The organism is Clavibacter sp. GW821-FHT01D01 (assembly GCF_059422605.1).
The window spans coordinates 120,429-145,142 of record NZ_JBWKXC010000008.1 but is presented as its reverse complement, the minus strand read 5'-3'; the positions used below and the strand labels follow the sequence as shown (position 1 = coordinate 145,142).

15 protein-coding genes are annotated in these 24,714 nt (G+C 75.0%); 7 read left to right on the top strand and 8 right to left on the bottom strand.

All coding sequences use genetic code 11. The features are described 5' to 3' along the window. Window positions 1-2: 2 nt before the first annotated feature. Window positions 3-293: an Asp-tRNA(Asn)/Glu-tRNA(Gln) amidotransferase subunit GatC gene (gene gatC, locus AC07VC_RS12010; protein WP_317229927.1), complete on the bottom strand. Its 291-nt coding sequence runs from the start codon at window positions 291-293 to the stop codon at window positions 3-5. Window positions 294-442: 149 nt separating this feature from the next. Between gatC and AC07VC_RS12005 the strand changes: the two genes are divergently transcribed. After that, on the top strand, window positions 443-889 hold the full coding sequence (locus AC07VC_RS12005) for an META domain-containing protein (protein ID WP_494675671.1): 447 nt from the start codon (window positions 443-445) through the stop codon (window positions 887-889). Window positions 890-900: 11 nt separating this feature from the next. On the opposite strand, the gene AC07VC_RS12000 is transcribed toward AC07VC_RS12005, so the two are convergent. The 4 genes from AC07VC_RS12000 to AC07VC_RS11985 form a co-directional block, all read right to left on the bottom strand. Further along, window positions 901-2,280, bottom strand: a complete 1,380-nt coding sequence (locus tag AC07VC_RS12000; protein ID WP_494675670.1) for an alpha/beta hydrolase — start codon at window positions 2,278-2,280, stop codon at window positions 901-903. A 114-nt stretch (window positions 2,281-2,394) separates the two neighbouring features. Further along, on the bottom strand, window positions 2,395-4,797 hold the full coding sequence (ligA, locus tag AC07VC_RS11995) for an NAD-dependent DNA ligase LigA (protein ID WP_494675669.1): 2,403 nt from the start codon (window positions 4,795-4,797) through the stop codon (window positions 2,395-2,397). Window positions 4,798-4,804: 7 nt separating this feature from the next. Then, window positions 4,805-5,968 carry a tRNA 2-thiouridine(34) synthase MnmA gene (gene mnmA, locus AC07VC_RS11990; RefSeq protein WP_494675668.1) on the bottom strand — a complete coding sequence of 388 codons (1,164 nt, stop codon included), beginning with the start codon at window positions 5,966-5,968 and terminating at the stop codon, window positions 4,805-4,807. Next, window positions 5,965-7,170, bottom strand: a complete 1,206-nt coding sequence (locus AC07VC_RS11985) for a cysteine desulfurase family protein (RefSeq protein WP_494675667.1) — start codon at window positions 7,168-7,170, stop codon at window positions 5,965-5,967. Before AC07VC_RS11985 ends, mnmA begins: the two co-directional genes overlap by 4 nt. Before the next feature lie 19 nt (window positions 7,171-7,189). On the opposite strand from AC07VC_RS11985, the gene AC07VC_RS11980 reads away from it, so the two are divergent. Then, window positions 7,190-9,259 carry a glycogen debranching protein gene (locus tag AC07VC_RS11980; RefSeq protein WP_494675666.1) on the top strand — a complete coding sequence of 690 codons (2,070 nt, stop codon included), beginning with the start codon at window positions 7,190-7,192 and terminating at the stop codon, window positions 9,257-9,259. A gap of 188 nt (window positions 9,260-9,447) precedes the next feature. Continuing rightward, window positions 9,448-10,770, top strand: coding sequence for an SGNH/GDSL hydrolase family protein (locus AC07VC_RS11975; protein WP_494675665.1), 1,323 nt, complete (start codon window positions 9,448-9,450; stop codon window positions 10,768-10,770). Between the two features lie 4 nt (window positions 10,771-10,774). Here the strand turns inward: AC07VC_RS11975 and glgP are convergent, their stop codons facing one another. Beyond that, window positions 10,775-13,330: an alpha-glucan family phosphorylase gene (glgP, locus tag AC07VC_RS11970; RefSeq protein WP_494675664.1), complete on the bottom strand. Its 2,556-nt coding sequence runs from the start codon at window positions 13,328-13,330 to the stop codon at window positions 10,775-10,777. Window positions 13,331-13,819: 489 nt separating this feature from the next. Between glgP and AC07VC_RS11965 the strand changes: the two genes are divergently transcribed. Next, the gene (locus AC07VC_RS11965) at window positions 13,820-15,985 is read left to right on the top strand and encodes an alpha-1,4-glucan--maltose-1-phosphate maltosyltransferase (RefSeq protein ID WP_494676562.1); all 2,166 of its coding nucleotides are present in this window, start codon (window positions 13,820-13,822) and stop codon (window positions 15,983-15,985) included. Then, window positions 15,982-18,561 (top strand): 1,4-alpha-glucan branching protein GlgB, encoded by a 2,580-nt coding sequence (gene glgB, locus AC07VC_RS11960; RefSeq protein ID WP_494675663.1) that lies wholly within the window; start codon window positions 15,982-15,984, stop codon window positions 18,559-18,561. Before AC07VC_RS11965 ends, glgB begins: the two co-directional genes overlap by 4 nt. A gap of 106 nt (window positions 18,562-18,667) precedes the next feature. Here glgB and AC07VC_RS11955 read toward each other — a convergent pair whose 3' ends face one another. Together AC07VC_RS11955 and AC07VC_RS11950 are read right to left on the bottom strand one after the other, a co-directional pair. After that, entirely contained in the window at window positions 18,668-19,657 is a 990-nt protein-coding gene (locus AC07VC_RS11955) for a tetratricopeptide repeat protein (protein ID WP_494675662.1), read from the bottom strand. After that, the gene (locus tag AC07VC_RS11950; protein WP_494675661.1) at window positions 19,654-21,501 is read right to left on the bottom strand and encodes a DUF8094 domain-containing protein; all 1,848 of its coding nucleotides are present in this window, start codon (window positions 21,499-21,501) and stop codon (window positions 19,654-19,656) included. The genes AC07VC_RS11955 and AC07VC_RS11950 overlap by 4 nt, the downstream gene beginning before the upstream one ends. Before the next feature lie 284 nt (window positions 21,502-21,785). Here AC07VC_RS11950 and AC07VC_RS11945 point away from each other — a divergent pair, with 284 nt between their 5' ends. Both AC07VC_RS11945 and AC07VC_RS11940 read left to right on the top strand, forming a co-directional pair. Next, the gene (locus AC07VC_RS11945; RefSeq protein WP_494675660.1) at window positions 21,786-23,558 is read left to right on the top strand and encodes a coiled-coil domain-containing protein; all 1,773 of its coding nucleotides are present in this window, start codon (window positions 21,786-21,788) and stop codon (window positions 23,556-23,558) included. Window positions 23,559-23,584: 26 nt separating this feature from the next. Continuing rightward, the gene (locus AC07VC_RS11940) at window positions 23,585-24,643 is read left to right on the top strand and encodes an AI-2E family transporter (RefSeq protein ID WP_317229800.1); all 1,059 of its coding nucleotides are present in this window, start codon (window positions 23,585-23,587) and stop codon (window positions 24,641-24,643) included. The last annotated feature ends 71 nt before the right edge of the window (window positions 24,644-24,714 follow it).

Here is a 24,714-nt window from a genome sequence, read left to right as displayed (position 1 = left end):
TCCTACTGCTCTTCGCCGAGGATGGCCGACACCTTGAAGCGGCTGCCGTCGTGCTCGGGGGCGCCAGCGAGCGCCTGGGCGGTGGTCAGGGTCTCGCCCGGCACGTCGGGCCGGAAGACGTTGACCAGCGGGATCGGGTGGCTCGTGGCGGGGACGTCGGGCGTCGCGACCGCCGTGACCTTCGCGACCGAGTCCACGATGAGGCCGAGCTCCTCCGTGAGGGTCGCGATCTCCTCGGGGCTCAGGCGGATCCGCGCGAGTCCCGCGAGGTGCTCCACCTGCTCCCGGCTGATCTGCTCCGTGGGGGTCTGCGCGCCGGCGGCGCCGCGGGCGGGGGTCGTCTCCCCGCCGGTCGCGTCGGCGGGCTCGGGCCGGGTGTCGGACATGCGTCTCCAAAGGACTGTGAGCGGGGGTACCGGGAGATTCTATTAGCGTGACCCCCATGCCCACCGCAGCCCGGAAGCCCGCCCGACGCCGATCCGGACCCCGCCTCGACCTCCGGGTAGCGGCCGCGGCGGCCCTGGCGCTCGTCGCCCTGTCGGGCTGCGCGCCCGTGAGCGACGTGCGCGGCAACTGGCACCTCGTGGCCGGCAGCGACGCCGACGGCGACCTGGGCGTGGGCGACGCGCTCGTGACGATGCGCGTCGGCGGCGGTCAGGTCAGCGGCCGTGGCCCCTGCAACGACTACTCCGGCCCGATCGGCGATCCGGGTCCCGGCATGCTGCGGGACGTCGTCCCCGGCGCGCTTCCCTGCGGCGACGGCGGGCTGGAGGCGCGCTACCTGCGCGACCTCGCGGCGACGACCGCCATCGAGGTGGAGGACGGGCACCTCGTCGCCTCCGGGCCCGACGACGTGCGGCTGGAGTACGCCGAGCGCAGCCGCGGCTGAGCCGGATCCGGCTACCGGCCGCTCGCGTCCGTCATCACGTCCTGCACCACCACCCGGCCGAGCCCGATGAGCGCGAGGTTCCGGAACGACTCCGTGCCGCGGTCGAAGTAGCTGTTGTGCCCGGTGACGCCCGCGAGGGCGCCGTCGGCGGACACGCCCGCGGACGCGCCCGTCCCGGCGACGCCGAAGTGCTCCGCGCCGAAGGACGCGCTGCCCGGATCGGATCCGAAGTACGACGAGCCGACGACCGGATCCCAGGGCGCCTCGCCCACGAAGACGCGCCCGGTGGGCACGTCCAGCTGCGACGCCTGGCGCACGGCGCCGCCGGGCGACCCGACCACGGCCAGGGCGTCGACGGACGCGCGGCCGCTCGAGAGCGCGAGCATCGACGCCGTCGACCCGTAGGAGTGCGCGATGACGCTGACGTAGGGCGGGTCGTCCGAGCGGATCCCCTGGATGCCCTGGACGGCGCCCTCCAGGTACTGCGCGCCCTCCTCCGCGAGGGCGAGCGTGCCGATGCCCGTGAGGTCCGGCGTTCGGTAGCCGATCCACGCGATCGCCGCCGCCCCGCCCGGCGCACCCTCCTCCGGGGCGAGTCCGAGGAGGACCGACTGCTGCTGCTGCAGCCGCGCCGCCACGTCCGTCCAGTCGACGAGGCGGTCGGCGACGGAGTAGTACATGCCGGGCACGACGATGCTGACGTAGGCCGCCGTGTCGAGGTCGCCCAGCACGATGCCGGCGCGTCCCGGCCACGCGGTGTCGAGCGTCAGCAGGGACCGGCCGGGACCGCCCGCCGACGTCCGCAGCGCCTCCCGCACCTCGGCCAGCATCCGCAGGTCCCGCCCGAGCACCTGCTGGGCGCCGCGACCCGACGTGCTGCGGGCAGCGGCGCGCAGGGCGGCCTCGCGCTCGTCGAGGAGCCGGCGGTTGGCGGCGTCGCGGTCGACGACGGGGAGGCCCTCGAGGTTGCCGACGAGCTCCGGGATGCCCTCGGACAACGTCCGGCGCGCGGAGGGGGCGAGGCCCGACCACCAGGCCGCCACGCTCGACGCGGCGGGCGGGCGGCGGATGAGCTCGTGGATCGTCGTCGGGATGCGGGACGCGAGACGCTGGAGCTCGACCGCGTCGAGCGCGGGCAGCCCGCCGAGGAGCGCCACCGGGGACGCGTCGCGGAGGGCGGCGTCGGAGACGTCCGCGTCACGGAGCCGCTGCACGAGGCTCGCGGGGCCGGGGAGGCGGGCGCCCGTCGCGGGAGAGGCGGCGTCGGGACCTGCGAGCACCGCGGGCGGACGCGTCGCCGCCGCTGCCGCGTCGGCGGGCACGACGACGGCCCCGACCAGTCCGCAGACGATGGCCGAGACGGTCAGCACCACGCGGACGCGAGACGGCACGATTCCAGATCCCCCCGAGAGCCGGAGCGGGAGGGCTCGCACCGGGGACTGGCGGGCCGCGCGCCGACGCACTCGGACATGCTAGCGGCGCCGCCCGCGGGATCACAGGGCCGGTCAGTCCGTGGACGTGCTCCCGTCCGCCGCGTGGCCCGCGGCGCCCGCCGCGTCGTCCGCGGCGGATGCCTCCGCCGATGCCGCGTCCGGCTCCTCCTCGGGCAGCGCGATGGCGTCGGGCCCCTGCTCGACGAGGAGGCGGAACTCCGCGGCGTCGATGATCCGCACGCCGAGGGCCTCCGCCTTGCCGAGCTTCGACCCCGCGCCGGGACCCGCCGCGACGTAGTGCGTCTTCTTGCTGACGCTCGATCCCGCCTTGCCGCCGGCCGCCATGATGGCCTCGAGCGCGCCCTCGCGGGTGTAGCCGTCGAGGGATCCGGTGGCCACGACGGTCAGGCCCGCGAGCACTCCGCCGGCGGCGGCCGCGGCACCCGGACCCGGGTGGCCGGGGACGGCGGTGACGACGCCCGCGCGCTCCCACCGCTCCACGATCTCCCGGTGCCAGTCCACCTCGAACCAGTCGAGGAGGGCGTCGGCGATGATGCCGCCCACGCCGTCGACGGCGGCGAGCTCCTCGCGGCTCGCCGCCCGGATCGCGTCGAGCGAGCCGAACCACCCGGCGAGGGCGCGGGCGGCCACCGGCCCCACGTGGCGGATGCTGAGGGACACGAGGATGCGCCAGAGGTCCTGCGTCTTGGCCTTCTCGAGGTTCTCGAGCAGCACCTCGGCGGACTTGGACGGGACGGAGGCCTCGTCGCCCCACGGCTCGGCCGGGTCGAACGCGCCGTCGCGCTTCGGCACCCGCTTGCGGCGGAACGGCGTGACGCGCTTGGCCTCGCCCGTCCGCTCGTCGACCTTGACCATGCCGGTCTCGGCGTCGCGGACGACCACGGTGATGGGCACGAGGTCGGCCATGGTGAGCTCGAACAGGCCCGCCTCGGTCTCCAGCGGCGGCACCTCGGGCTCGAGCGGCTGCGTGAGCGCGGCCGCGGCGACCTCGCCGAGGCCCTCGATGTCGAGCCCCCCGCGCGAGGCGACGTGCTCGACGCGGCCCCGCACCTGCGCGGGGCAGCTGCGCGCGTTCGGGCAGCGGAGGTCGACGTCGCCCTCCTTGGCGGGCTTCAGGGGCGTCCCGCACTCCGGGCACAGCGTCGGCATGACGAACTCGCGCTCCGCGCCCGTGCGCAGCTCGACGACCGGGCCGAGCACCTCGGGGATGACGTCGCCGGCCTTCCGGAGCACGACCGTGTCGCCGATGAGCACGCCCTTCGCCTTCACGACCTGCTGGTTGTGCAGCGTGGCCTGGCGCACCTCGGATCCGGCCACCTCGACCTTCTCCATGACCGCGAACGGCGTGGCGCGGCCCGTGCGGCCCACGCTCACCACGATGTCGAGGAGCGTCGTGGTGACCTCCTCGGGCGGGTACTTGTACGCGGTCGCCCAGCGGGGGGCGCGGCTCGTGGCGCCGAGCTCCTCGTGCAGGCCCAGGTCGTCGACCTTGATGACGATGCCGTCGATCTGGTGCTCGACCTCGGCGCGGTGCGCGCCGTGGCGCCGGACGAACGCCGTGACGTCCTCGATGTCGTCGAACACCCGGAAGTGGGTCGAGATGGGCAGCCCCCATCCGGCGAGGAGGCCGTAGACCTCGGACTGCGCGGACACGCCGGCGTCGGCCTCGAGCTCGCGGACGGGCCACGCGCCGATGCCGTGCACGAGCATGCGGAGCCGGCGGATGCGCGCGTGCATGAGCTCCAGGCGGGCGGGGGTCTTCCCGTCCTCCTTCTGCCGGAGGCTCCCCGCGGCGGCGTTGCGCGGGTTGGCGAACACGCGCTCGCCCACCTCCAGCTGCCGGGCGTTCAGCTCGTCGAACTCGGCGACGGGGAAGAAGATCTCGCCCCGCACCTCCACGAGCGGCGGGTGCCCGGTGCCGGCGAGGCGCTCGGGGACGGTGCCCATGGTGAGCACGTTGCGCGTGACGTCCTCGCCGACGACGCCGTCGCCGCGCGTCGCCGCCGTGACGAGCACGCCGTGCTCGTAGCGCAGGTTGATGGCCAGTCCGTCGATCTTCAGCTCGCTCAGCCAGCGCACGCGGCCGCTGCCGGCGTCGCGCACGACCTTGGCGGCCCACTCGGCGAGCTCCTCCTCGCTGAAGACGTTGTCGAGGCTGAGCATGCGCTCGGCGTGCGTGACGGGCGCGAAGAGCGTCGTCTCCGCCCGGCCGCCCACGGTCTGGGTGGGGCTGTCCTGGCTGCGGAGCTCGGGATGCGCCTCCTCGAGGGCCTCGAGCTCGTGCACGAGCGCGTCGTAGTCGCCGTCGGAGACGACGCTGCCCGTCTGGCCGTAGTACTCGTCGCGGTGGCCCTCGATCTCGGCGCGGAGCGCGTCGACGCGCTCGGACGCGGCCCGGAGACCGTCGGGGGTGGTGGCGGGCACCGCGTCGGATGCGGAGGTGGCGTCGCTCATGTCGCGGCTACTCCCCTGCTGCCGCGCCAACGAGGGCGGCGGCGCGCACGGGCGGACGCGCGTCCGCGACGGCGCTCACGGTGCGGTCGATGGTGACCTGGCCGAGCACGCGCGTGCCGGCGTAGACGACGGCGGTCTGCCCGGGGGCGACGCCGTGGAGGTGCTCGCGAGGGGTGATCACGAGCTCCAGGGTGCCCTCGACCCCCGACACCCGGGCCCGCGCGGGGACCGGGTCGGCGTGGGCGCGGATCTGCACGTCGCAGTCGAAGGGCTGGTCCGGCCGCGTCGGCGGGGTGCCGGCCCAGGTGAAGGACGAGCCGGCGATCTCCCGGATCGCCAGCGCCTCCTGCGGGCCGACGACCACCGTGTTGTCCTTCGGGCGGATCTCCAGCACGAAGCGCGGCCGCCCGTCCGCGGCGGGGGTGCCGATCGCGAGGCCCTTGCGCTGGCCCACCGTGAACGCGGCGGCGCCCGCGTGGGCGCCGATCACGTCGCCCGCGCCGTCGAGGATGTCGCCGGGCTCGGCGCCCACGCGGTCGGCCAGCCAGCCGCGCGTGTCGCCGTCGGGGATGAAGCAGATGTCGTGGCTGTCGGGCTTCTGCGCCACCTGGATGCCGCGGGCCGCCGCCTCGGCGCGCACCTCGGCCTTGGAGGGCGTCGACCCGAGCGGGAAGTAGGAGTGCGCGATCTGCTCCGCCGTGAGCACGCCGAGCACGTACGACTGGTCCTTCGCCCACGCGGCGGCGCGGTGCAGCTCGGGTTGCCCGTCCGGTCCCTCGAGGACGTCCGCGTAGTGGCCCGTGCAGACGGCGTCGAAGCCGAGGTCGAGGGCCTTCTCGAGGAGCGCGGCGAACTTGATCCGCTCGTTGCAGCGCATGCAGGGGTTCGGGGTGCGCCCGGCCTGGTACTCGGCCACGAAGTCGTCGACGACGTCGGCCGCGAACCGCTCGGAGAAGTCCCACACGTAGAACGGGATGCCGAGGAGGTCGGCCGTGCGCCGCGCGTCCATCGAGTCCTCGATGGTACAGCAGCCGCGGGACCCGGTGCGGAGCGTGCCCGGCATGCGGCTGAGCGCCAGGTGCACGCCCGTCACGTCGTGCCCGGCCTCCACGGCCCGGGCGGCGGCCACGGCGGAGTCCACTCCGCCACTCATCGCTGCGAGGATCTTCACCCTCGGAGCCTACGCGCCGCGCGTCCCGCGAGCCCCGCCCGGGAGGCCCGCGCCACCGCGTCCGGCAGGGCGGCGAGGACCGCGTCCACGTCGGCGTCCGTGGTCGTCCGGCCGAGCGTGAGGCGGAGGGCGCCGCGCGCCTCGTCCTCGGGGACGCCCATGCCGAGGAGGACGTGCGAGACCTCGGGGACGCCGGCCTGGCACGCGGATCCGGTCGACACGGAGACGCCCGCCATGTCGAGGAGCAGGAGGAGCGAGTCGCCCTGGCACCCGGCGAAGGTGAGGTGCGCGTTGCCGGGGAGCCGGCCCGCGGGGTCCGGGTCGCCGCGCAGCACGGCGCCGGGGACGTCGCGGAGCACGGTGCGGACGAGCCGGTCCCGCAGGGCCGCGAGGCGGACGCGCTCGGCGTCGAGCTCGGCGACGGCGAGGGTCACGGCCACGGCGAAGGCCACGGCGGACGCGGCGTCCTGCGTGCCCGAGCGCACCTGCCGCTGCTGCCCGCCGCCGTGGATGAGCGCGTCCACCCGCGCGTCGCGGGCGAGGACGAGCGCACCGCTGCCGACGGGCCCGCCGACCTTGTGCGCGGAGACGCTCACGGCGTGCACGCCGGCGTCCCGCCACCGCCGGAACGGGACCGGCACGTGGCCGAGGGCCGCGACCGCGTCGACGTGCACGGGCACGCCGTGGGCCCGGGCGAGCGCCGCCAGCTCCTCCACCGGCTGGATCGTCCCCACCTCGTTGCTGGCCGCGAGGAAGGTGAGGAGCGAGACGGAGCCGGGGTCCGCGGCGAGCGCGGCCGCGACGGCGTCGACCTCGATGCGGCCCAGGGCGTCCAGGGGCAACCGCTCGACGACGGCCCCCTGGCGCTCGAGCCAGTCGACCGTGTCGACGGTGGCGTGGTGCTCGCCGTCGGGCACGAGGATGCGCGTCCGACGCGGGTCGGCGGCCGTGCGCGCGGCGTGCAGCCCCTTGATCCCGAGGTTCACCGACTCGGTGCCGCCCGAGGTGAGGACGACCTCCACGGGCTCCGCGTCGAGCGCCCGGGCGATGGACTCGCGGGCCTCCTCGAGCACGCGCCGGGCCTCCTGGCCGTGCGAGTGGATGGAGGACGGGTTGCCGACCAGCGTGAGCGCCCCGGCGAGCGCCGCGATCGCCTCCGGCCGCAGGGGGGTCGTGGCCGCGTGGTCCAGGTAGACCGTCATGCCATCTACCCTAGGTCGCATGCCGCGCCCCGGACCGCCCGAGCCCCTGGGGCTGACGCCCGCCGACACGGGCGCCGACACGGGCGGCACGCTCCGCATCGTGAGCCACGGCGCCTCGCGCGTGGAGCTCACCGTCTCGGCGGTCGACGACCCCCGTCGCGTGGCGCAGGTGGTCGCCATGGAGCGCGGCGGGCACGGCGTGTGGACGGGGTCCAGCGAGCTCCTCGTCCCCGGCACCGCGTACTCGGTGCGGGTGGACGGCGATCCCGCCCCCGGCGACGCGTTCGACGCGACCCGGCACCTGCTCGACCCCTACGCCCGCGGCCTCGTGCAGGTCGGCCCGGCCGCGTGGCGCTCCGTCGTCACGCGCCCCGTGCCCGACGCGGAGCGCGCCGCCCGCCGCGCCGCCCGGCCCGTCGTGCCACGGGACCGGCAGGTCGTCTACGAGATGCACGTCCGCGGCTTCAGCAAGCTCGACGAGCGCCTGCCCGAGGAGCTGCGCGGCACCTACGCGGGGCTCGGCCACGCCGCGTCCGTGGCGCGCCTGGTGGACCTCGGGATCACGACGGTCGAGCTCCTGCCGGTGCACGCCTCCACGAGCGAGGAGCGGCTGCGCGCCCAGGGCCGCATCAACCACTGGGGCTACAACACGCTGGCGTACCTGGCACCGCACGCGCCCTACGCCACGCGCCGCGCCCGCGACGCGGGGGCCGACGCGGTCGCGGACGAGTTCCGGGCGATGGTCGACGCCCTGCACGCCGCCGGCATCCAGGTCGTGCTCGACGTGGTCTACAACCACACCGCCGAGGAGGGCGCCGACGGCCCGGTCACGAGCCTCCGGGGCATCGACGGGTCGCGCTACTACCGGCACACCCCGGACGGCACGCCCATCGACGTGACCGGCTGCGGCAACACCCTCGACCTGTCCCGGCCCGACGCGCAGCGGCTGGTCCTGGACAGCCTCGAGCACTGGTCCGACGTCATGGGCGTCGACGGCTTCCGCTTCGACCTCGCCGTCACGCTGGGGCGCGACGAGCACGTCGACTTCGACCCGGGGCACCCGCTCCTGCGCGCCATCGTCGAGGACGAGGCGCTCGCGGGCCTCCTGATGATCGCCGAGCCGTGGGACGTGGGCATGGGCGGCTGGCGGACGGGCGGGTTCGGATCCGGCTGGAGCGAGTGGAACGACGGCTACCGCGACCGCGTGCGCGACTTCTGGCTCACCGACGTCGCGGAGGCCCGCCGCTCGGGCCGCGCGCCCCAGGGCGTCGGGGCGCTGGCGTCGTGCCTGGCAGGATCCTCCGACACGTTCGCGGCCGAGCGCGGACCGCTGGCGTCCGTCTCGTTCGTCACGGCGCACGACGGCTTCACGCTGGCGGACCTCACGTCGTACGACCGCAAGCACAACAGCGGCAACGGGGAGTCCAACCGCGACGGGACGGACGCGAACCGCTCCTGGAACCACGGGGTGGAGGGACCGACGCGCGACGCCGCGGTCCTCGCCGCGCGGCGCCGCACGTCGCGCAACCTGCTCGGCACCCTCCTCGTGTCCGCGGGCATCCCGATGCTCACGATGGGCGACGAGCGCGGCCGCACGCAGCGCGGCAACAACAACGGCTACTGCCTAGACAACGAGGCGACCTGGGTGCACTGGGACGAGGACGCCTGGCGCCTCGACCTGCACGCCACCACCCGGCACCTGCTGCGCATCCGCCGGGAGAACCCGGCGCTGCGTCCCGTGCGCTACGCCTCCCCCGAGGCCGCGGTGCCGAGCGCGTCCGTGCTCTCGTGGCGCGACGCCGACGGCCGGCCGATGACGGAGGCGGCGTGGGGCTCCGCGGACACGCGGACGCTGCAGTGGATCACGACGTCCACGCCCGAGACGGAGGAGCCGAGCACCGTCCTCGTCGTCGTGCACGGTCTCGAGGGCGCCGTCGACGTCACGCTCCCGGCGCAGCCCGGCGTCGCCGCGTGGCGCCTGCTGTGGACGAGCGAGTGGGAGCGTCCCGAGCCGGTGACGGAGGACGACGCCCCGGGCGACCGCGTCGCGGTGCAGGGGCCCTCGCTCCGCGTCTACCGCGCGCGCTGACCGCCCGCTCGTCCGACCGCGGGACCGCCACCCGGTCCGCTCGCGTGGAGGGTCAGGTGCCTGCGGACGGGGCACCGCTCCCGGACGGGGGCCGTGGCGGGTTCGCGTCGCCGGCGGTCGTGTGCTCTCCTGGACGGGCCCGCACGATCCCCCGCGCTCCCCCGCGCCCGAGACCGAGGACGCCGCACGTGACCGACGAGACCCCCGCGCCCCACGCCGACCGCTCCCCCGATGCCGGCCCCCCGACCGCGCGCCGCACGATGTCCCGGCGCGCGCTCGTCGCGGCCGGCGGGGTCGCGGCGCTCTCCGCCGTCGCGGCGATCGCCGGGTGCACCACGACACCGCGTCCCGCCGATCCCACCGCCGATGCCGGGCCCCGTCCCTCCGCGGACCCCGGCGACCCGCCCGCTCCCGCCGTGACGGAGTCGGGAGGCCCGCCCCTCGAGCCCATGACGTACGCGCCCGACGACGCGCTCGCCGGCTTCTACGCGCTCCGGGAGCGCGTCCGCGAGCGGCGCCTCACCATCGGCGTGCTCGGCGACAGCATCGCCGAGGGGCAGGGCGCGTCGACACTGCAGCACGCGTACCCCGCCCAGCTGCGCGACCGGCTGCGCGGCGCGTACCCGTCGGGCGCCCGCGGCGGGCTCGACTACATCGCGTCCCGCCACCAGATCACCGTCCCCGCCGACCAGGGGTTCGCGTTCGCCGGGACGCCCACGGCGGGAGGCCGGCACGGGTGGGGACGCCGCGTCGTGCCGCTGACGGAGGCCTCGGGGCCCGGCACCTACACGGCGCGCATGACGTCGGCGCGCATCTGCTGGTGGGCGCCCGGGCTCGACGCGGCGATCACCGTCCAGGTCGACGACGGGGCGCCGGAGCAGGTCCGCGCCGAGGCCGGCGGCTCCCTCACGTGGACGAGCCCGCAGCTGGACCCGGCCGAGCACACGCTCACGGTCGCCTGGGCGGGCGGGCGGCCCGAGCTGGAGGGCGCCTGGCTGTTCGACGGCGACGAGGAGCGCGGCGTGCACGTCATCGAGGGCGGCAACTCGGGCTCGCAGCTCTGGCAGCTCTCGGAGCTCGCCCGCCCGGACGGGGTCAGCACGTGGATCCGCTCGGCGCCGCGCTTCGAGCTCGACCTGTGGATGCCGGAGCACCTCATCAACGACGTGGTGGTGCGCACCCCCGAGCAGGTGCGCTCGGACGCCCGGGTGCTCATCGAGCTGATCCGCACCACGAGCGAGGCGCCCATCCTCTTCACGCCGCCGTACGAGCGCACGACGCTGCCCATCGCGGGGACGACCTGGGCAGACTACATCGGGGCGCTCGGCGACGCCGCGTCCATGGATCCGCTCGCGGACGTCTTCGAGATCGGCGCGTACATCCCGCGCATGGTGGGCGAGGGCGCATCGGACCCCTACGGCTGGATGGGCCCCGACAACCACCCGAACGACCGGGGGTACGCCCGCTTCGCCGAGGTGCTCGCCGCGAAGCTGGGGGCGACCCCCGCCTGACGCGTCAGCCCGCGACCGCGACCAGCCCGGGCTCCGCGCTCGAGGCCAGCAGCTCGTGGCGCGGGACGACCCGCACCGTGTAGCCGAAGGGCCCCGCGCTCGTGAGCGGCACGGCGCCGGCGTACTCCTGCTGGCCCCCCGCGGCCCCCGCCGGCTCGAGCGGGTGGCGGACGAGGTCGGTGAGCACGTCGCCGTCGCCGGTCGCCCCGTGGACGACCTCCACGGTCACGTCCTCCCCGCCGAGCCCGCCGAGGTCCACCCAGGCGCGCACCCGCAGCTCGTCGCCGACCTGCGCCTGCTGCCCGACGCCCTCGGACTCGACGTGGGCGACCTGCACCGACGGCCACGCGGCCGTCACGCGGCCCCGCCACGCCGCGAGCTCGCGAGCCCGTGCGTGGTCGTCCGCGGCGACGATCCGCTGCGCCCGGCCCGCGGGCACGTACAGCCGCTCGACGTACTGGCGGACCATGCGGTCGGCGCTGAGCTCGGGCGAGAGCGTCGCGAGCGTGTGCCGGATGTCGTGCACCCAGCCGGCCGGCACCCCGTCCGCGTCGCGCTCGTAGAAGCGGGGCGCGATGCGGTTCTCGATGAGGTCGTAGAGCGCGGTCGCCTCCATGGCGTCGCGCTCGGCGCCGTCGTGCGCCCGGTCGGCCGACGGGATGGCCCAGCCGTTGCCGCCGTCGAAGTACTCGTTCCACCAGCCGTCGAGGATCGACAGGTTGAGCGCGCCGTTGAGCGCGGCCTTCATCCCGGAGGTGCCGCAGGCCTCGAGCGGGCGGAGCGGGTTGTTGAGCCACACGTCGGTGCCGGGGTAGAGCAGCTGCGCCATGCCGATGTCGTAGTCGGGCAGGAACACGAGCCGCCCGCGGATCCCGGGCTCCGCGGCGAACCGCACGAGCTCCTGGATGAGGCGCTTGCCCTCGTCGTCCGCCGGGTGCGACTTGCCCGCGACGACGATCTGCACGGGCCGCTCCGGGTCGGTGAGGATGCGGCGGAGGCGCTCCCGGTCGTGGAGCATGAGCGTGAGGCGCTTGTAGGTCGGCACGCGGCGCGCGAAGCCGATGGTGAGGACCTCGGGGTCCAGCACGTCCTCGAGCCACGCGGGCTCGACCGCGCCCGGGTTCTGCTCGCGCCAGGCGCGGACGACCCGGCGGCGCGCGTCGGCGACGAGCTGGCCGCGCATGCGGCCGCGGACGTCCCACAGGTCGCCGTCGGTGACGGCGGGGGACGACCAGTCGGCCGCCGTGGTGTCCCACGTGCCGAGGCGCTCGCGGGCGAGGGACATGAGCATCGGATCCGTCCAGGTCGGCGCGTGCACGCCGTTGGTGACGCTCGTGATCGGCACCTCCTCGGTGTCGAACCCCGGCCAGAGCCCGGAGAACATGCCGCGGCTGACCTCGCCGTGCAGCTGCGAGACGCCGTTGGCCCGCTGCGCCAGGCGCAGGCCCATGAGCGCCATGTTGAACACGTCCCGGCTGCCGCCGTCGTGGGTCTCGGCGCCGAGCGCGAGGACGCGGTCGGCGGGCACCCCGGGCAGCAGCGCGTCCGTGACGTGCGCGCGGACGAGCTCGACGTCGAAGCGGTCGATGCCGGCGGGCACGGGCGTGTGCGTCGTGAACACCGTGCCGGCGCGCACGACCTGCAGGGCCTCGTCGAAGCCGAGGCCCTCGGCCATGAGCGTGGAGATGCGCTCGACGCCCAGGAACCCGGCGTGCCCCTCGTTGGTGTGGAAGACGCGCGGCACGGGCGACCCGGTGACCCGCGCATGCGCGGCGATGGCCCGCACCCCGCCGATGCCGAGGAGGAGCTCCTGGTGCAGGCGGTGCTCGCCGCCGCCGCCGTAGAGGCGGTCGGTGACGCGCCGCAGCTCGTCGTCGTTGTCCGGCACGTCGGTGTCGAGCAGCAGCAGCGGGATCCGGCCGACGCGGGCCACCCAGATCCGGGCGTGCAGCGTGCGGTCGCCGGGGAGCCCCAGGGAGACCTGCACGGGGGCGCCGTCGCCGTCGCGGAGCACCTGGAGCGGCAGCCCGTCCGGGTCGAACACCGGGTAGGTCTCCTGCTGCCAGCCGTCGGAGGAGATGCCCTGCCGGAAGTAGCCGGAGCGGTAGAAGAGGCCGACGCCCACGAGGGGGACGCCGAGGTCGGACGCGCTCTTCAGGTGGTCGCCCGCGAGGATCCCGAGGCCGCCGGAGTACTGCGGCAGGGCGGCGGCGATGCCGAACTCGGGCGAGAAGTAGCCGACAGCCTCGGGCACGTCGCCCTCGAGCGACTGGTACCAGCGGGGCTCCCGCACGTAGGCGCGGAGATCCGCGCGCTGCTCCTCCGCCCACGCGACGAAGCCGTCGTCGGCGGCGAGCTCGCGGAGCCTGTCCTGGTCGACCGCGCCGAGGAGCGCCACCGGGTCGTGGCCCGTGCCCTCCCACAGCTCCGGGCTCACGTGCGCGAACACGCGGCGGGTGGGCTCGTACCAGGACCACCGGAGGTTCCCGGCGAGCTCGTCCAGCGCGGACAGCTCCTCCGAGAGGACGGCACGGACGGTGAATCTGCGGATGGCCTTCACGGGACTCCCTCGGACCGGCGGCGGCGGGCGGACCCGCGCGGATGGGACCCGAGCCTAGGGGCGCGGGAGGGACCGCACCAGGGTGCCCGAGGCCGGGTGCGCTCCGGCGGACAGGCGGTGCCGGCCGCGTGTCGGGCATCCGGACGGCGTCCGACACCGCCGTGCCGAGCGACGGCGGGACGGTGCACGGGCTACGGTCGAACAGTGACCACACCCCAGGACGGAACCGATCCCCTCTCCCGCCCGGTGCGCGGCCGTGCAGCCCGCAAGCTCGCCAAGGCCCAGAAGCTCCAGGACGCCCAGAAGCCGGCGGCCCCGCGACCCCCGCTGATCCCCGAGTCGCCCGCCCCGGCGGCGCCCGTACCCGAGCCCGCGCCCGTCGAGCCGGAGCCCGCGCCGGCCGCGCCCGAGCCGGCTCCCGTCGAGCCGGAGCCGGTCCCCGCGCCGGCCGAGCCGATCGCGCAGCCCGCCGCTCCCGAGGCCGCGGCAGTGCCGGCGGCAGCCCCCGCTCCCCGTCACGCCGCCCCGGACGCCGAGGTCGACGCGAGGCCGGCGGCGCCCGCGCCCGACGCCGCGCCGCGCTCCGAGCCGGCCGCCGCCGCGACCGCGCCCGCGCCGACGGCCCCCGAGCCCGCCGAGGACGACTACATCCCCGTCATCGGCCGCATCCCGATCCTGTCGCTCACCCCGCAGATCGAGGACGACCTCTGGCCCGCCAAGTCCTTCGTCCACGACGTCGTCCCCTTCGGCGCGACGATCTTCCGCGAGGGCCACGACCTCATCGGCGCCGACGTCGAGCTCATCGACCCCGCCGGGCGGACGACCGCGCACCGCATGTCCCTCGACGCCGCGAAGCCGGGCCTCGACCGGTGGACCACCCGCGCGCAGCTCGAGTCCCAGGGCGTCTGGACGTGGCGCGTGAGCGCCTGGTCGGACGACTACGGCACCTGGCTGCACAACGCCGAGATCAAGGTCCCCGCGGGCCTGGACGTCGACGTCATGCTCGCGCTCGGCGCCGAGCTCCTCGAGCGCGCCGCGGCGGACGACGCCCGCACGCCCGAGGACCAGGGCGTCCTCCGCGACGCGCTCGCCGGCCTCGCCGACACCGGCCGCACGGCCGAGGAGCGCCTCGCCGCCGCCACCTCGCCCGCCGTGCACGCCGCCCTCGACCGCGTGCCGGTCCGCAGCCTCGTGACCCTCTCCCCCGAGCGGACGATCGTGGTGGAGCGCGAGCGCGCCGCCGTCGGGTCCTGGTACGAGTTCTTCCCCCGATCCGAGGGCGCCGTCGAGCACGCGGACGGCTCCTGGACGAGCGGGACCTTCCGGACCGCGGCCGACCGCCTCCCGGCGATCCGCGACATGGGCTTCGACGTGGTCTACATCCCGCCGGTGCACCCCATCGGCCGCACGAACCGCAAGGGCCCGAACAACACCCTCACGGCGGGACCGCACGACCCGGGCTCGCCCTACGGCATCGGCTCCGAGGACGGCGGGCACGACAGCATCCACCCCGAGCTCGGCACGGCGGACGACTTCCGTGCGTTCGTCGACGCGGTCGCGGCGCACGGCATGGAGCTCGCGATCGACATCGCGCTGCAGGCCTCCCCCGACCACCCGTGGGTCACGACGCACCCGGAGCTGTTCACGACGCTGCCCGACGGCTCGATCGCCTTCGCGGAGAACCCGCCGAAGAAGTACCAGGACATCTACCCCCTGAACTTCGACAACGACCCGGAGGGGTCGTACCGGGAGATGCTCCGCGTCATGCGGGTGTGGCTCGGCCTCGGCGTCAAGATCTTCCGCGTCGACAACCCGCACACCAAGCCGCTCGTGTTCTGGGAGCGCCTCATCCACCAGGTGATGCGCGACGAGCCCGACGCGATCTTCCTCAGCGAGGCCTTCACGCGTCCCGCGATGATGCGCACCCTCGCCAAGATCGGCTTCCAGCAGTCGTACACGTACTTCACCTGGCGGAACACGAAGAAGGAGCTCGAGGAGTACCTCACCGAGGTCAGCCACGAGACGAGCGACTACCTGCGCCCGAACTTCTTCGCGAACACGCACGACATCCTCACGCCGTACCTGCAGTTCGGCGGGCGGGCCGCGTACCGCATCCGCGCGGCCATCGCGGCGACCTCGTCGCCGTCGTGGGGCATCTACTCCGGTTACGAGCTGATCGAGAACGTCGCGCGCCCCGGCGCCGAGGAGAACATCGACAACGAGAAGTACGAGTTCAAGCCCCGCGACTGGGCCCGCCAGGAGGAGCTGGGCGGCTCCATCGCGGCGGAGATCACGCGCCTCAACGAGATCCGCCGCGCGCACCCCGCGCTCCGCCAGCTGCGGAACCTCGACGTCCACTGGAGCGACGACGACTCGATCCTCGTGTACTCCAAGCACCTCGCGGCCGAGCACACGGGCACCGGCGAGGCCGACACGATCATCGTGGTCGCCAACGTCGACCCGCACTCGGCGCGGGAGACGCAGGTCTTCCTCGACCCGACGCGCTTCGGCCTCGCGGAGGACGCCGTGTTCGACGTCGAGGACCTCCTCACGGGCGACGTCTACACCTGGTCGACCTCCAACTTCGTCCGGCTCGACGCGTTCACGCACCCCGTGCACGTGCTCCGGGTCCACCCGACCGCATCGAAGGGATGACGGACATGACCGACACCACCCCCCAGCAGGACCCCCGCGACGAGAGCGCCCCGGACCCGCGGGACGGCGCCGACGTCGTCGTGCCGCCGGCCGCCGAGGCCGACCCCGCGCGCGGCGCGGACGTCGCCGTCGACCACGACGCGGCCAGCACCGCGGCATCGGCCGGCGCGCCCTCCGGATCCGGCTCCGACGAGGCCCCCCTCCCCGAGGTGGCCGACCACGACCTGCGCGCCGTCGCCGAGGGCGTCCACTCCGGACCGCACTCCGTCCTCGGCCAGCACCCCGTGGGCGACGACCTCGTCGTGGTCCGCGCCCTCCGGCCGCTCGCCGAGGGCGTCGCCGTGCTCCTCGCCGGCGGTGACCGCGTCGAGCTCGCGCACCTCGGGCACGGCGTCTGGCAGGGCGCGCACGCGCTCGGCCTCCAGGACTACGAGGTCGAGGCGCGGTACTCCGACGGCGGCACGTGGACCTCCGACGACCCGTACCGCTTCCTCCCCACGGTCGGCGACCTGGACCTGTACCTGTTCGGCGAGGGCCGGCACGAGCGCCTCTGGGACGTCCTCGGCGCCCAGCACCGCGAGCACTGGGGCGTCGCCCGCACCTACGTCGGCGTCGCGTTCGCCGTGTGGGCGCCGCACGCCCGCGCCGTCCGCGTCATCGGCGGGTTCAACGGGTGGGACGGCGTCCAGCACGCCATGCGCCGCCTCGACGGCAACGGCGTGTGGGAGCTCTTCGTCCCGGGCGTCGAGCCCGGCGTCTCGTACAAGTTCGAGATCCTGACGCAGGCGGGCCACTGGATCGAGAAGGCGGACCCCATGGCCCGCATGACCGAGGTCCCGCCCGCCACCGCGTCGCGCGTCGAGACCAGCGAGTACCGCTGGGACGACGCCGCCTGGCTCGAGCAGCGCGCGGCGCGCGATCCGCACGAGTCCCCCATGAGCGTGTACGAGATGCACCTCGGGTCCTGGCGTCCCGGCCTCGGCTACCGCGAGGTCGCCGGGGAGCTCGTCGCGTACCTGCAGGAGCTCGCCTACACGCACGTGGAGTTCCTGCCCCTCGCGGAGCACCCGTTCGGCGGGTCCTGGGGCTACCAGGTGTCCGGCTACTATGCGCCCACGTCGCGCTTCGGCAGCCCGGACGACCTCAAGCACCTCATCGACACCCTGCACCAGGCGGGCATCGGCGTCATCGTGGACTGGGTCCCGGCCCACTTCCCGAAGGACGCGTTCGCGCTCGCGCAGTTCGACGGCCAGCCGCTCTACGAGCACACCGACCCGCGTCGGGGCGAGCAGCAGGACTGGGGCACCCTCGTCTTCGACTTCGGCCACTCGCAGGTCCGCAACTTCCTCGTCGCGAACGCGCTGTACTGGTTCGAGGAGTTCCACGTCGACGGACTCCGGGTCGATGCCGTGGCGTCGATGCTGTACCTCGACTACTCGCGCGAGGAGGGCCAGTGGCTCCCCAACGTGCACGGCGGTCGCGAGAACCTCGAGGCGATCAGCTTCCTCCAGGAGGTGAACGCCACCGCCTACCGCACCCACCCGGGCGTCGTCATGATCGCCGAGGAGTCCACCAGCTTCCCGGGCGTCACGCGCCCCACGAGCGACGGCGGCCTCGGCTTCGGGCTCAAGTGGAACATGGGCTGGATGCACGACACGCTCGACTACTCGGCCGTCGACCCCATGTACCGCGCCTACCACCACGGCCAGATCACGTTCTCGATGGTCTACGCGTACACCGAGAACTTCCTCCTCCCGATCAGCCACGACGAGGTCGTGCACGGGAAGGGCTCGCTGTTCGGCAAGATGCCGGGCGACCACTGGCAGAAGCTCGCCAACGTGCGCGCCTACCTGTCCTTCATGTGGTCGCACCCGGGCAAGCAGCTGCTGTTCATGGGCCAGGAGTTCGGGCAGCCGTCCGAGTGGAGCGAGGAGCGCGGGCTCGACTGGTGGATCCTCGACCAGCCCGTCCACCGCGCCCTCTTCGACCTCGTGGGCTCACTCAACCGCACCTACGTCGACACGCCCGCGCTCTGGGCGCTCGACAACGACCCGGCGGGCTTCGAGTGGATCGACGCGGGCGACGCGCAGCGCAACGTCCTCGCGTTCCTCCGCCGCGACCGCGAGGGCAACCAGGTCGCCGTGGTGCACAACTTCTCGGGTGCGCCGATCTCCGGCTACCGGCTGGGACTGCCGCAGGCGGGCGTGTGGGAGGAGATCCTCAACACGGACGCGGAGCAGTTCGGCGGGTCCGGCGTCGGGAACCTCGGTGCCGTGCACGCGGGCGACGACGGCTGGCACGGACGCCCGGCGTCGGCGGAGCTCACGCTCCCGCCGCTCGCCGGACTCTGGCTGCGCCTGCGCCAGGACCCGGCCGACCTCGTGGCCGTCGCGGCGCCCGCGCACGCGGCGCCGGACGCCGACGAGTCGCGCGCCGACGGCACGCCCTTCGGCGGCGTCGAGGACGCGGCCGTGCTGCCGCAGTCGTCCGACGAGCGGCCGCCCGTCGAGGCGCTGTCCGCCACGGACGACGCGCCGGCCTCGGACGACGGCACCCCGCCGGTGCCCACGGTCTGACCCGCCCCGCACGACGACGGCGCCGCATCCCCTCGGGGGTGCGGCGCCGTCGTCGTGCGGGCAGCAGGCGCGTCGCCGGGGCTGGCACCTCAGCGGAGCAGGCGCGTCAGTACAGCAGGCGCGTCAGGCGGCGGCGGGCGACGGCGACCCGCGGGTCGTCGAGCCCGACGACCTCGAAGTGCTCCAGGAGCCGCAGGCGCACCGCCTCGCGACCGTCGGCGTCGAGGGACGGGAACAGCTCCAGGAGCCGGTCGAACGCGTCCTCGACGTGCCCGCCCGACAGGTCGAGGTCGGCGACGAGGAGCTGCGCGTCGACGTCCGCCGGCGCGGCGGCCGCCGCCGCGCGGATCTCCTCGGCGGTCGTGCCGTCGAGGCGGTGGAGGAGGCTGACCTGCGCGAGACCCGCGACCGCGAGGGCGTCGCGGGGGTTCTGCGCGATCGCGGTGCGGTACTCGGCCGCGGCGGCCGCGTAGTCGCCCTGCTCGATGTGGGCGTAGGCCTCGGCGTGGTGCGGCGGCAGCGGCTCCTCGACCGGAGCGGCGGGCACGTCGGATCCGCCGGGCGCCGTGGCGGTCCCCGTCACGCCGTTCTGCTGCGCGAGCTCCAGCACCTGCTGGATGACGTCGCGCACCTGGTCCTCGGGGATCACGCCCGCGAACAGGCCGACGGGGCGCCCGCCGATGAGCGCGGCCACGGTCGGCACGGTCTGCGCCTGGAAGGCCTGCCCGAGCTGCGGGCTCTGGTCCACGTCGATGCGGACGAGGAGGACCCGGCCGCCCTGCTCGGTGACGACGCGCTCCAGCACGGGCGACAGCTCCCGGCTGGACGCCAGCCCCGTGGAGACGAGCTCGACGATGACCGGGACGACCGAGGAGATGTCGAGGAACTGGGTGAAGGTGGCGTCGTCGGCCGCGAGCACGAGGCCGGGGACGTCGACCGTCTGCGGCGTGCCGGGCGCACCCGACGGCGCTCCGGGCGACGCCGGCGCCGCGGCGGGCGCGGCACCGCCCGGAGCCGCGGCGGGCGCGCGGTTCACGAGCGAGGACAGGTCGACGGCGCCGCGGAGGCTCGCGGCGGAGGGGGGCACGTTCGTCATGGGAGCTCCTTGGCCGAGGTGATGTGGGTGCTGGAGGCGTACAGGCGGATCTTCTCGCCCGAGTTCACGGGCGGCACGTACATGAGCATCTGCGCCGTGCGGACGGTGTCGAAGCCCTTGGCCGAGTCGGTGAGGCCCGTGATCGCCTGGACCTCGGGGTTGGCGTTGACCTTCGCGCCCTCCGTCGTGGGCTTCGCCACGATCCCGAGCTGCACGGTCACGCTCACGAGGGCGCCGGACTCGACCGTCGACATCGCGACGGGCGTCGCCGTGTCGGCCGTCGCCGCGAACTCGACGGTGCCGGTCTCGCCGATGGAGGCCGGGAAGTCGACCTTCCGCTTGGCGTCCTGCGCCCGCACGCCGTCGTCCGTGGCGTCGAACAGGTCGGCGTACTGGCTGCCGTCCCCGTTGTTCAGCACGTCCGCGTACGCCTCGGACAGCTGGTCCGGCTGGAGGGCCAGCAGCTTCACGTCCGCGGCCAGGCGGGCCGCGCCGATGGCGGCGGGGGCGACGTCCGGGAGCGCGGCCGTGGTGCTGACGGGCATGGCGTAGACGACGCGGTAGTTCTCCCGCGGGCTGTCCTGCACGAGCGTCAGGGAGAGGGTGGGCGCGTCGTCGGCGTCGGGGTCCTTGACGACGGCGGCGATCGTCCGCGGCCAGGTCAGCGTCGCCTGCGGGAGCGTCAGCTGCAGGTCCCCCGCGGGGATGGCCGGGACCGCCTGGATGTCCGGCTCGGCCTTCCGCACCTGGTAGTCGGAGGTGCGCTCCTGGAGCGCGGGACCGGCGAACCGCGGAGCGAGGGTCGCGGCGTCGAGGGACTCGTCGGCGGTGGCGGCGACCTCGGCGACGCGGGAGACGATGCGCTCCGCCTGGTCCTCGGTCACGACGGGCGGATCGGCGTCCTCCGCCTCGCGCGCGGCGTCGAGCGACGACGACGGCGTGGGGGTCGCGGTCGACCCGACGCCCGCGGCGAGGTCGGCGGGCGCCCCCTGGGCGGTGCAGCCGCCGAGCGCGAGGCCGGTGACGACGAGGACGGGCAACGCGACCATGCCGCGGCGCCCGCGACCGCGCGGCGCCGGGGCGGCGCCCGTGCCCGCGGTCAGCGCGGCGCGTCGTGCTCCGGGGCCGACGCGCGGGATGCGCGGTCCGCCGCGCGGCGGCAGGTTGCGGCGCGGGCCGCGGCTGCGGCGCAGGTGGCGGATCGCGAGGAGGTACAGCACGAGGCCGACGACGAGCAGCACGATGCCGCCGATCACGAGCGGGACGACCCAGGGCGACTCGCCCTCGGTGGGCCAGGACAGGGAGACCTCCGCGGGCGCGGCGGCCTGGCCGTCGGTGGCGAGGAGGAGGCTCACGTCGTCGGGGAGCCGCGTGCTGAGCTCGAGCTCGCCGTCGCCGGTCTGCTCCGAGAGCCAGAGGTCGGACCCGCGCGGGTCGGTGATCTCGGGAGCCGACTCGGCGTCCGTCCCCGCGTCCGTCCCGGAGGCGTCCGCGGTGGGGCTCGGCGTGGGCGCGGCGGCCTCGGGCTGCACGACCTCGGTCGTCAGCGCCCCCTGGTCGTCGACGGCGACGCGGGTGTACGGGCTCGTGCCCACCCACGCCTCGACGTCGACCGTCGGCGCGTACGCCGCGAAGATCTCGCCGTCCCCGCGGATGACGGTGTCCTGCAGGCCCGGGTTCGCGTTGAGCGTCTTCCCGTCGACGACCGCGTACGCGGCGCCCCCCGCGGAGGTCGTGGCCGCGGTGAGGCGGTCCGGTCCGGCCAGGAAGGTGTGCTGGGCGATCCCCAGCCCGATCATGAGGGCCGCGACCACGAAGGTCGCGATCGCCAGGACGAATCGCACGGGTGTCTCCTCTCGTGTCGTCGCGGGCGGCAGCTGCGTGAGCGGCGGTCGGGCGGGCCGACCACGGCTGCCGGCGAGCACGGGTGCTCTCGCGACGTTCCGCCGTGCTGCGGGCGGACCGGCGGCGGACGACGACATCGAAGGATACCGGACGACCCTGGGAGCGCCTCCGCGGGCAGCCCGCCGCCCGGGGGGACGGCCGGGTCCGCGCCCCGCCGACTCGGTAGGATCGGCACCTGCCGCGCCTCCGTCCGGCGTGCGCGAGCCCCCGCGAAGGAGTCCCCGTGCCCCACGACGACACGCCGTTCAGCCCGGCCATGCGCGGCTACAACCGCGACGAGGTCGACCGGGCGGTCGCCGACCTCCGCCGCGAGCTCATCCGCTCCAACCAGCAGGGCGCCGAGAGCCGGGCCGAGGCCGAGCGCCTGCGCCGCAGCGAGCAGGAGCTGCGCGACGAGCTCGAGGAGGTCGGCAGCCCGACGTTCGCGGGCCTCGGCAGCAGGCTCGAGGCGACCCTCCGCGTGGCGGAGGAGCAGTCCACCCGGCTCGTCGCCCAGGCGGACGCCGACGCGGCGCGCCTCCGCCGTTCGACGCAGGAGGAGACGGACGCGCAGCGCGCCGAGGCCGAGGCGACCGCCCGCCACCTCGTCGACTCCGCCCGCGCGCAGGCCGCGCAGATCCTGGACGCGGCCCGGCGCGAGGCCGACGACCTGCGGGAGCGCGCCGACGACCGCGCCGAGGGGCTCCGCAGCGACGCGGAGCGCGAGGCCGCCGCGCTCCTGCTGCGCACCCGCACCGAGGTCGCCGACCTCCGCGGGGCCGCCCGCCGCGACACCGACGCCGAGCGCGCCGAGGCCGCCCGCGAGGTCGCGGAGCTCCGCGCCCGGGTCGACCGCGAGACCGACGGAGCCCGGCGCGACGCGGCCGACCTCGCCCGGGAGACCGTCCTCGCCCGCGGCGCGCTCGACCGCGAGCTGGCCGATGCACGGGCCCGCCACGACGAGTCCGTCGCGGAGGAGCGCGCGGACCTCGACCGCGACGTCCGCGAGACCGAGGAGCGCCTGCGGCTCGACGAGGAGACGCAGCGCATCGCCCTGGCGCGGCTCGACGAGCAGACCCGCGCCGACCTCGACCGCGAGATCGAGCAGGCGCGCACGGACTGGGAGCGCGAGTTGCAGGCGTCGCGCGACGACTTCGACCGGCGGATCCACGCGGAGCGCACCGCGTTCGACCGCGACGTGGAGGAGACCCGCGCGGCCCTCGAGCGCGAGATCGCCGAGACGCGCGAGGCGCTCGACCTCGAGGTGGCGACCGTGCGCGGCGACCTCGTCCGCGACGTCGACGAGGCGCGGACGGACCTGGCCCGCGACATCGCCCAGGGGACCGAGACCCTCGAGCGCGAGACGCGCGCCACGCGCGCCCAGCTGGAGCTGGAGGCCGTCACCGCGCGCTCCGCGCTGGAGCGCGAGATCGCCGAGGCCGAGGCGCTGGAGGCCGACCGCCGCGAGGCCGAGCGGCTGCGCCTCGAGCGCGAGGCCGCCGACGTCCGGCGCGGGATCGCCGCCGAGGCCGAGGAGGCGCGCCTCCTCCTCAGCCGCGAGATCGAGCAGGGCCACCTCGACCTCGATGCCGAGATCACCGCCCGGCGCGACCACGACGCCCGCGAGACGGCCGAGCGCCAGCGCGACGCCGCCGACCGCACGGCCGCGTACCTCGCGGAGGCCGAGGCGCGCCTCCAGGAGGTCACGGCGCTCCTGACCTCCACGCGCGAGGAGGCCGAGGCCCTCGCGGTGGAGAGCCGCGAGTCCGCGCGGAAGGCGCGGGAGGACGCCGACCACGACGCCCGCGCCGCCGTCGCCGAGGCGGAGCGCCGCGCGCGCGAGACCGTCGCCGACGCCGACCGCCGTGCCCGCGAGGCCGTCGCCGACGCCGAGGAGCGCCTCGACCGCATTAGGATCGAGCGCGAGGCGGTGGCCGCGTACCTCGAGAACGTCCGCGGCGTGCTGACCCAGGCGGACGGCTCCTCCTCCGACGAAGCATCCCGCACCGCGCGCTGAGCGCCCGCCGACTCGGAAGAGCCCACGTGAAGATCCAGAACCCCTACCGGCTCGGCCTGCTCGCGGGTCTCGGCGTCCTCACCGCGCTCGTCATCGGCGGCGCCCTGGTCTCGCTCGGGACCGTCCTCACCTACGTGGGCACGGCGATCTTCCTGGCGCTCGGCATCGACCCGCTGGTCACGTTCCTCGAGCGCAAGGGCGTGCCCCGCCCGCTCGCCATCCTCGTCATCTTCCTCGTGCTGCTCGGCTCCCTCGCGGGCATCCTGCTCGCGGTCATCCCGGTCGTCGTCAACCAGGCGAGCCTCCTCGTGACGCAGATCGTCGAGTACGCGCAGAGCGTGAGCGGCGACCAGTTCATCGAGAACCTCCAGTCGTTCGTGCCGCGCGAGGTCTTCGACGTGCAGAGCGGCGCCGACCAGCTCATCCAGTACCTCACCAACGCGGCCAACGTCGCGACCATCACGGGCAACGTCCTCAACGTCGCCTTCACGATCGGCAACTTCCTGTTCGGCATGGTCATCATCGTGATCCTCACGATGTACTTCACGGCCTCGCTGAACTCGTTCAAGAGCGGCCTGTACAAGCTCGTGCCGGCCACCCGGCGCGCGCGCTTCGCCGACATCGCGGAGCAGATCACCCAGTCCGTCGGCCGCTACGTCACCGGCCAGGTGGGGCTCGCCCTCTGCAACGGCGTCCTCAGCTTCATCTACCTGAGCATCGTGGGCGCGGCGCTGCCCGCCGTGTGGGCGTTCATCGCGTTCCTGTTCTCGCTGCTGCCGCTCGTCGGCACCATCACGGGCTCGGCGCTCATCGTCCTCGGGCAGATCGTGCTCCTGCCCGAGTCGATGAACACCTGGATCGCCGTGGCCGTGTACTACCTCGTCTACATGCAGATCGAGGCGTACGTGCTGAGCCCGAACATCATGAACCGGGCCGTCAAGGTGCCGGGCGTCATCGTCGTCATCGCGGCGCTGACGGGCGGCACCCTGCTCGGCGTGCTGGGCGCGCTCATCGCCGTGCCGGTCGCCGCGGCGGTGCTGCTCATCATCCGCCAGGTCGCCATCCCGCTCCAGAACGAGCGCTGACCCCCTCGCACCGGGCGCGTCCCGAATCGGGGCGGGCGGGCCGCTCCCCCGGCTCGCGCGCAGGGGCGGAT

Coding starts and splice junctions, on each gene's coding strand:
- ligA (WP_494675669.1), bottom strand. CDS start 4,797: ATGAGCGACGCCACCTCCGCATCCGACGCGGTGCCCGCCACCACCCCC.
- glgB (WP_494675663.1), top strand. CDS start 15,982: ATGACGGACATGACCGACACCACCCCCCAGCAGGACCCCCGCGACGAG.
- AC07VC_RS11985 (WP_494675667.1), bottom strand. CDS start 7,170: ATGACGGTCTACCTGGACCACGCGGCCACGACCCCCCTGCGGCCGGAG.
- AC07VC_RS11980 (WP_494675666.1), top strand. CDS start 7,190: ATGCCGCGCCCCGGACCGCCCGAGCCCCTGGGGCTGACGCCCGCCGAC.
- AC07VC_RS11955 (WP_494675662.1), bottom strand. CDS start 19,657: ATGACGAACGTGCCCCCCTCCGCCGCGAGCCTCCGCGGCGCCGTCGAC.
- AC07VC_RS12005 (WP_494675671.1), top strand. CDS start 443: ATGCCCACCGCAGCCCGGAAGCCCGCCCGACGCCGATCCGGACCCCGC.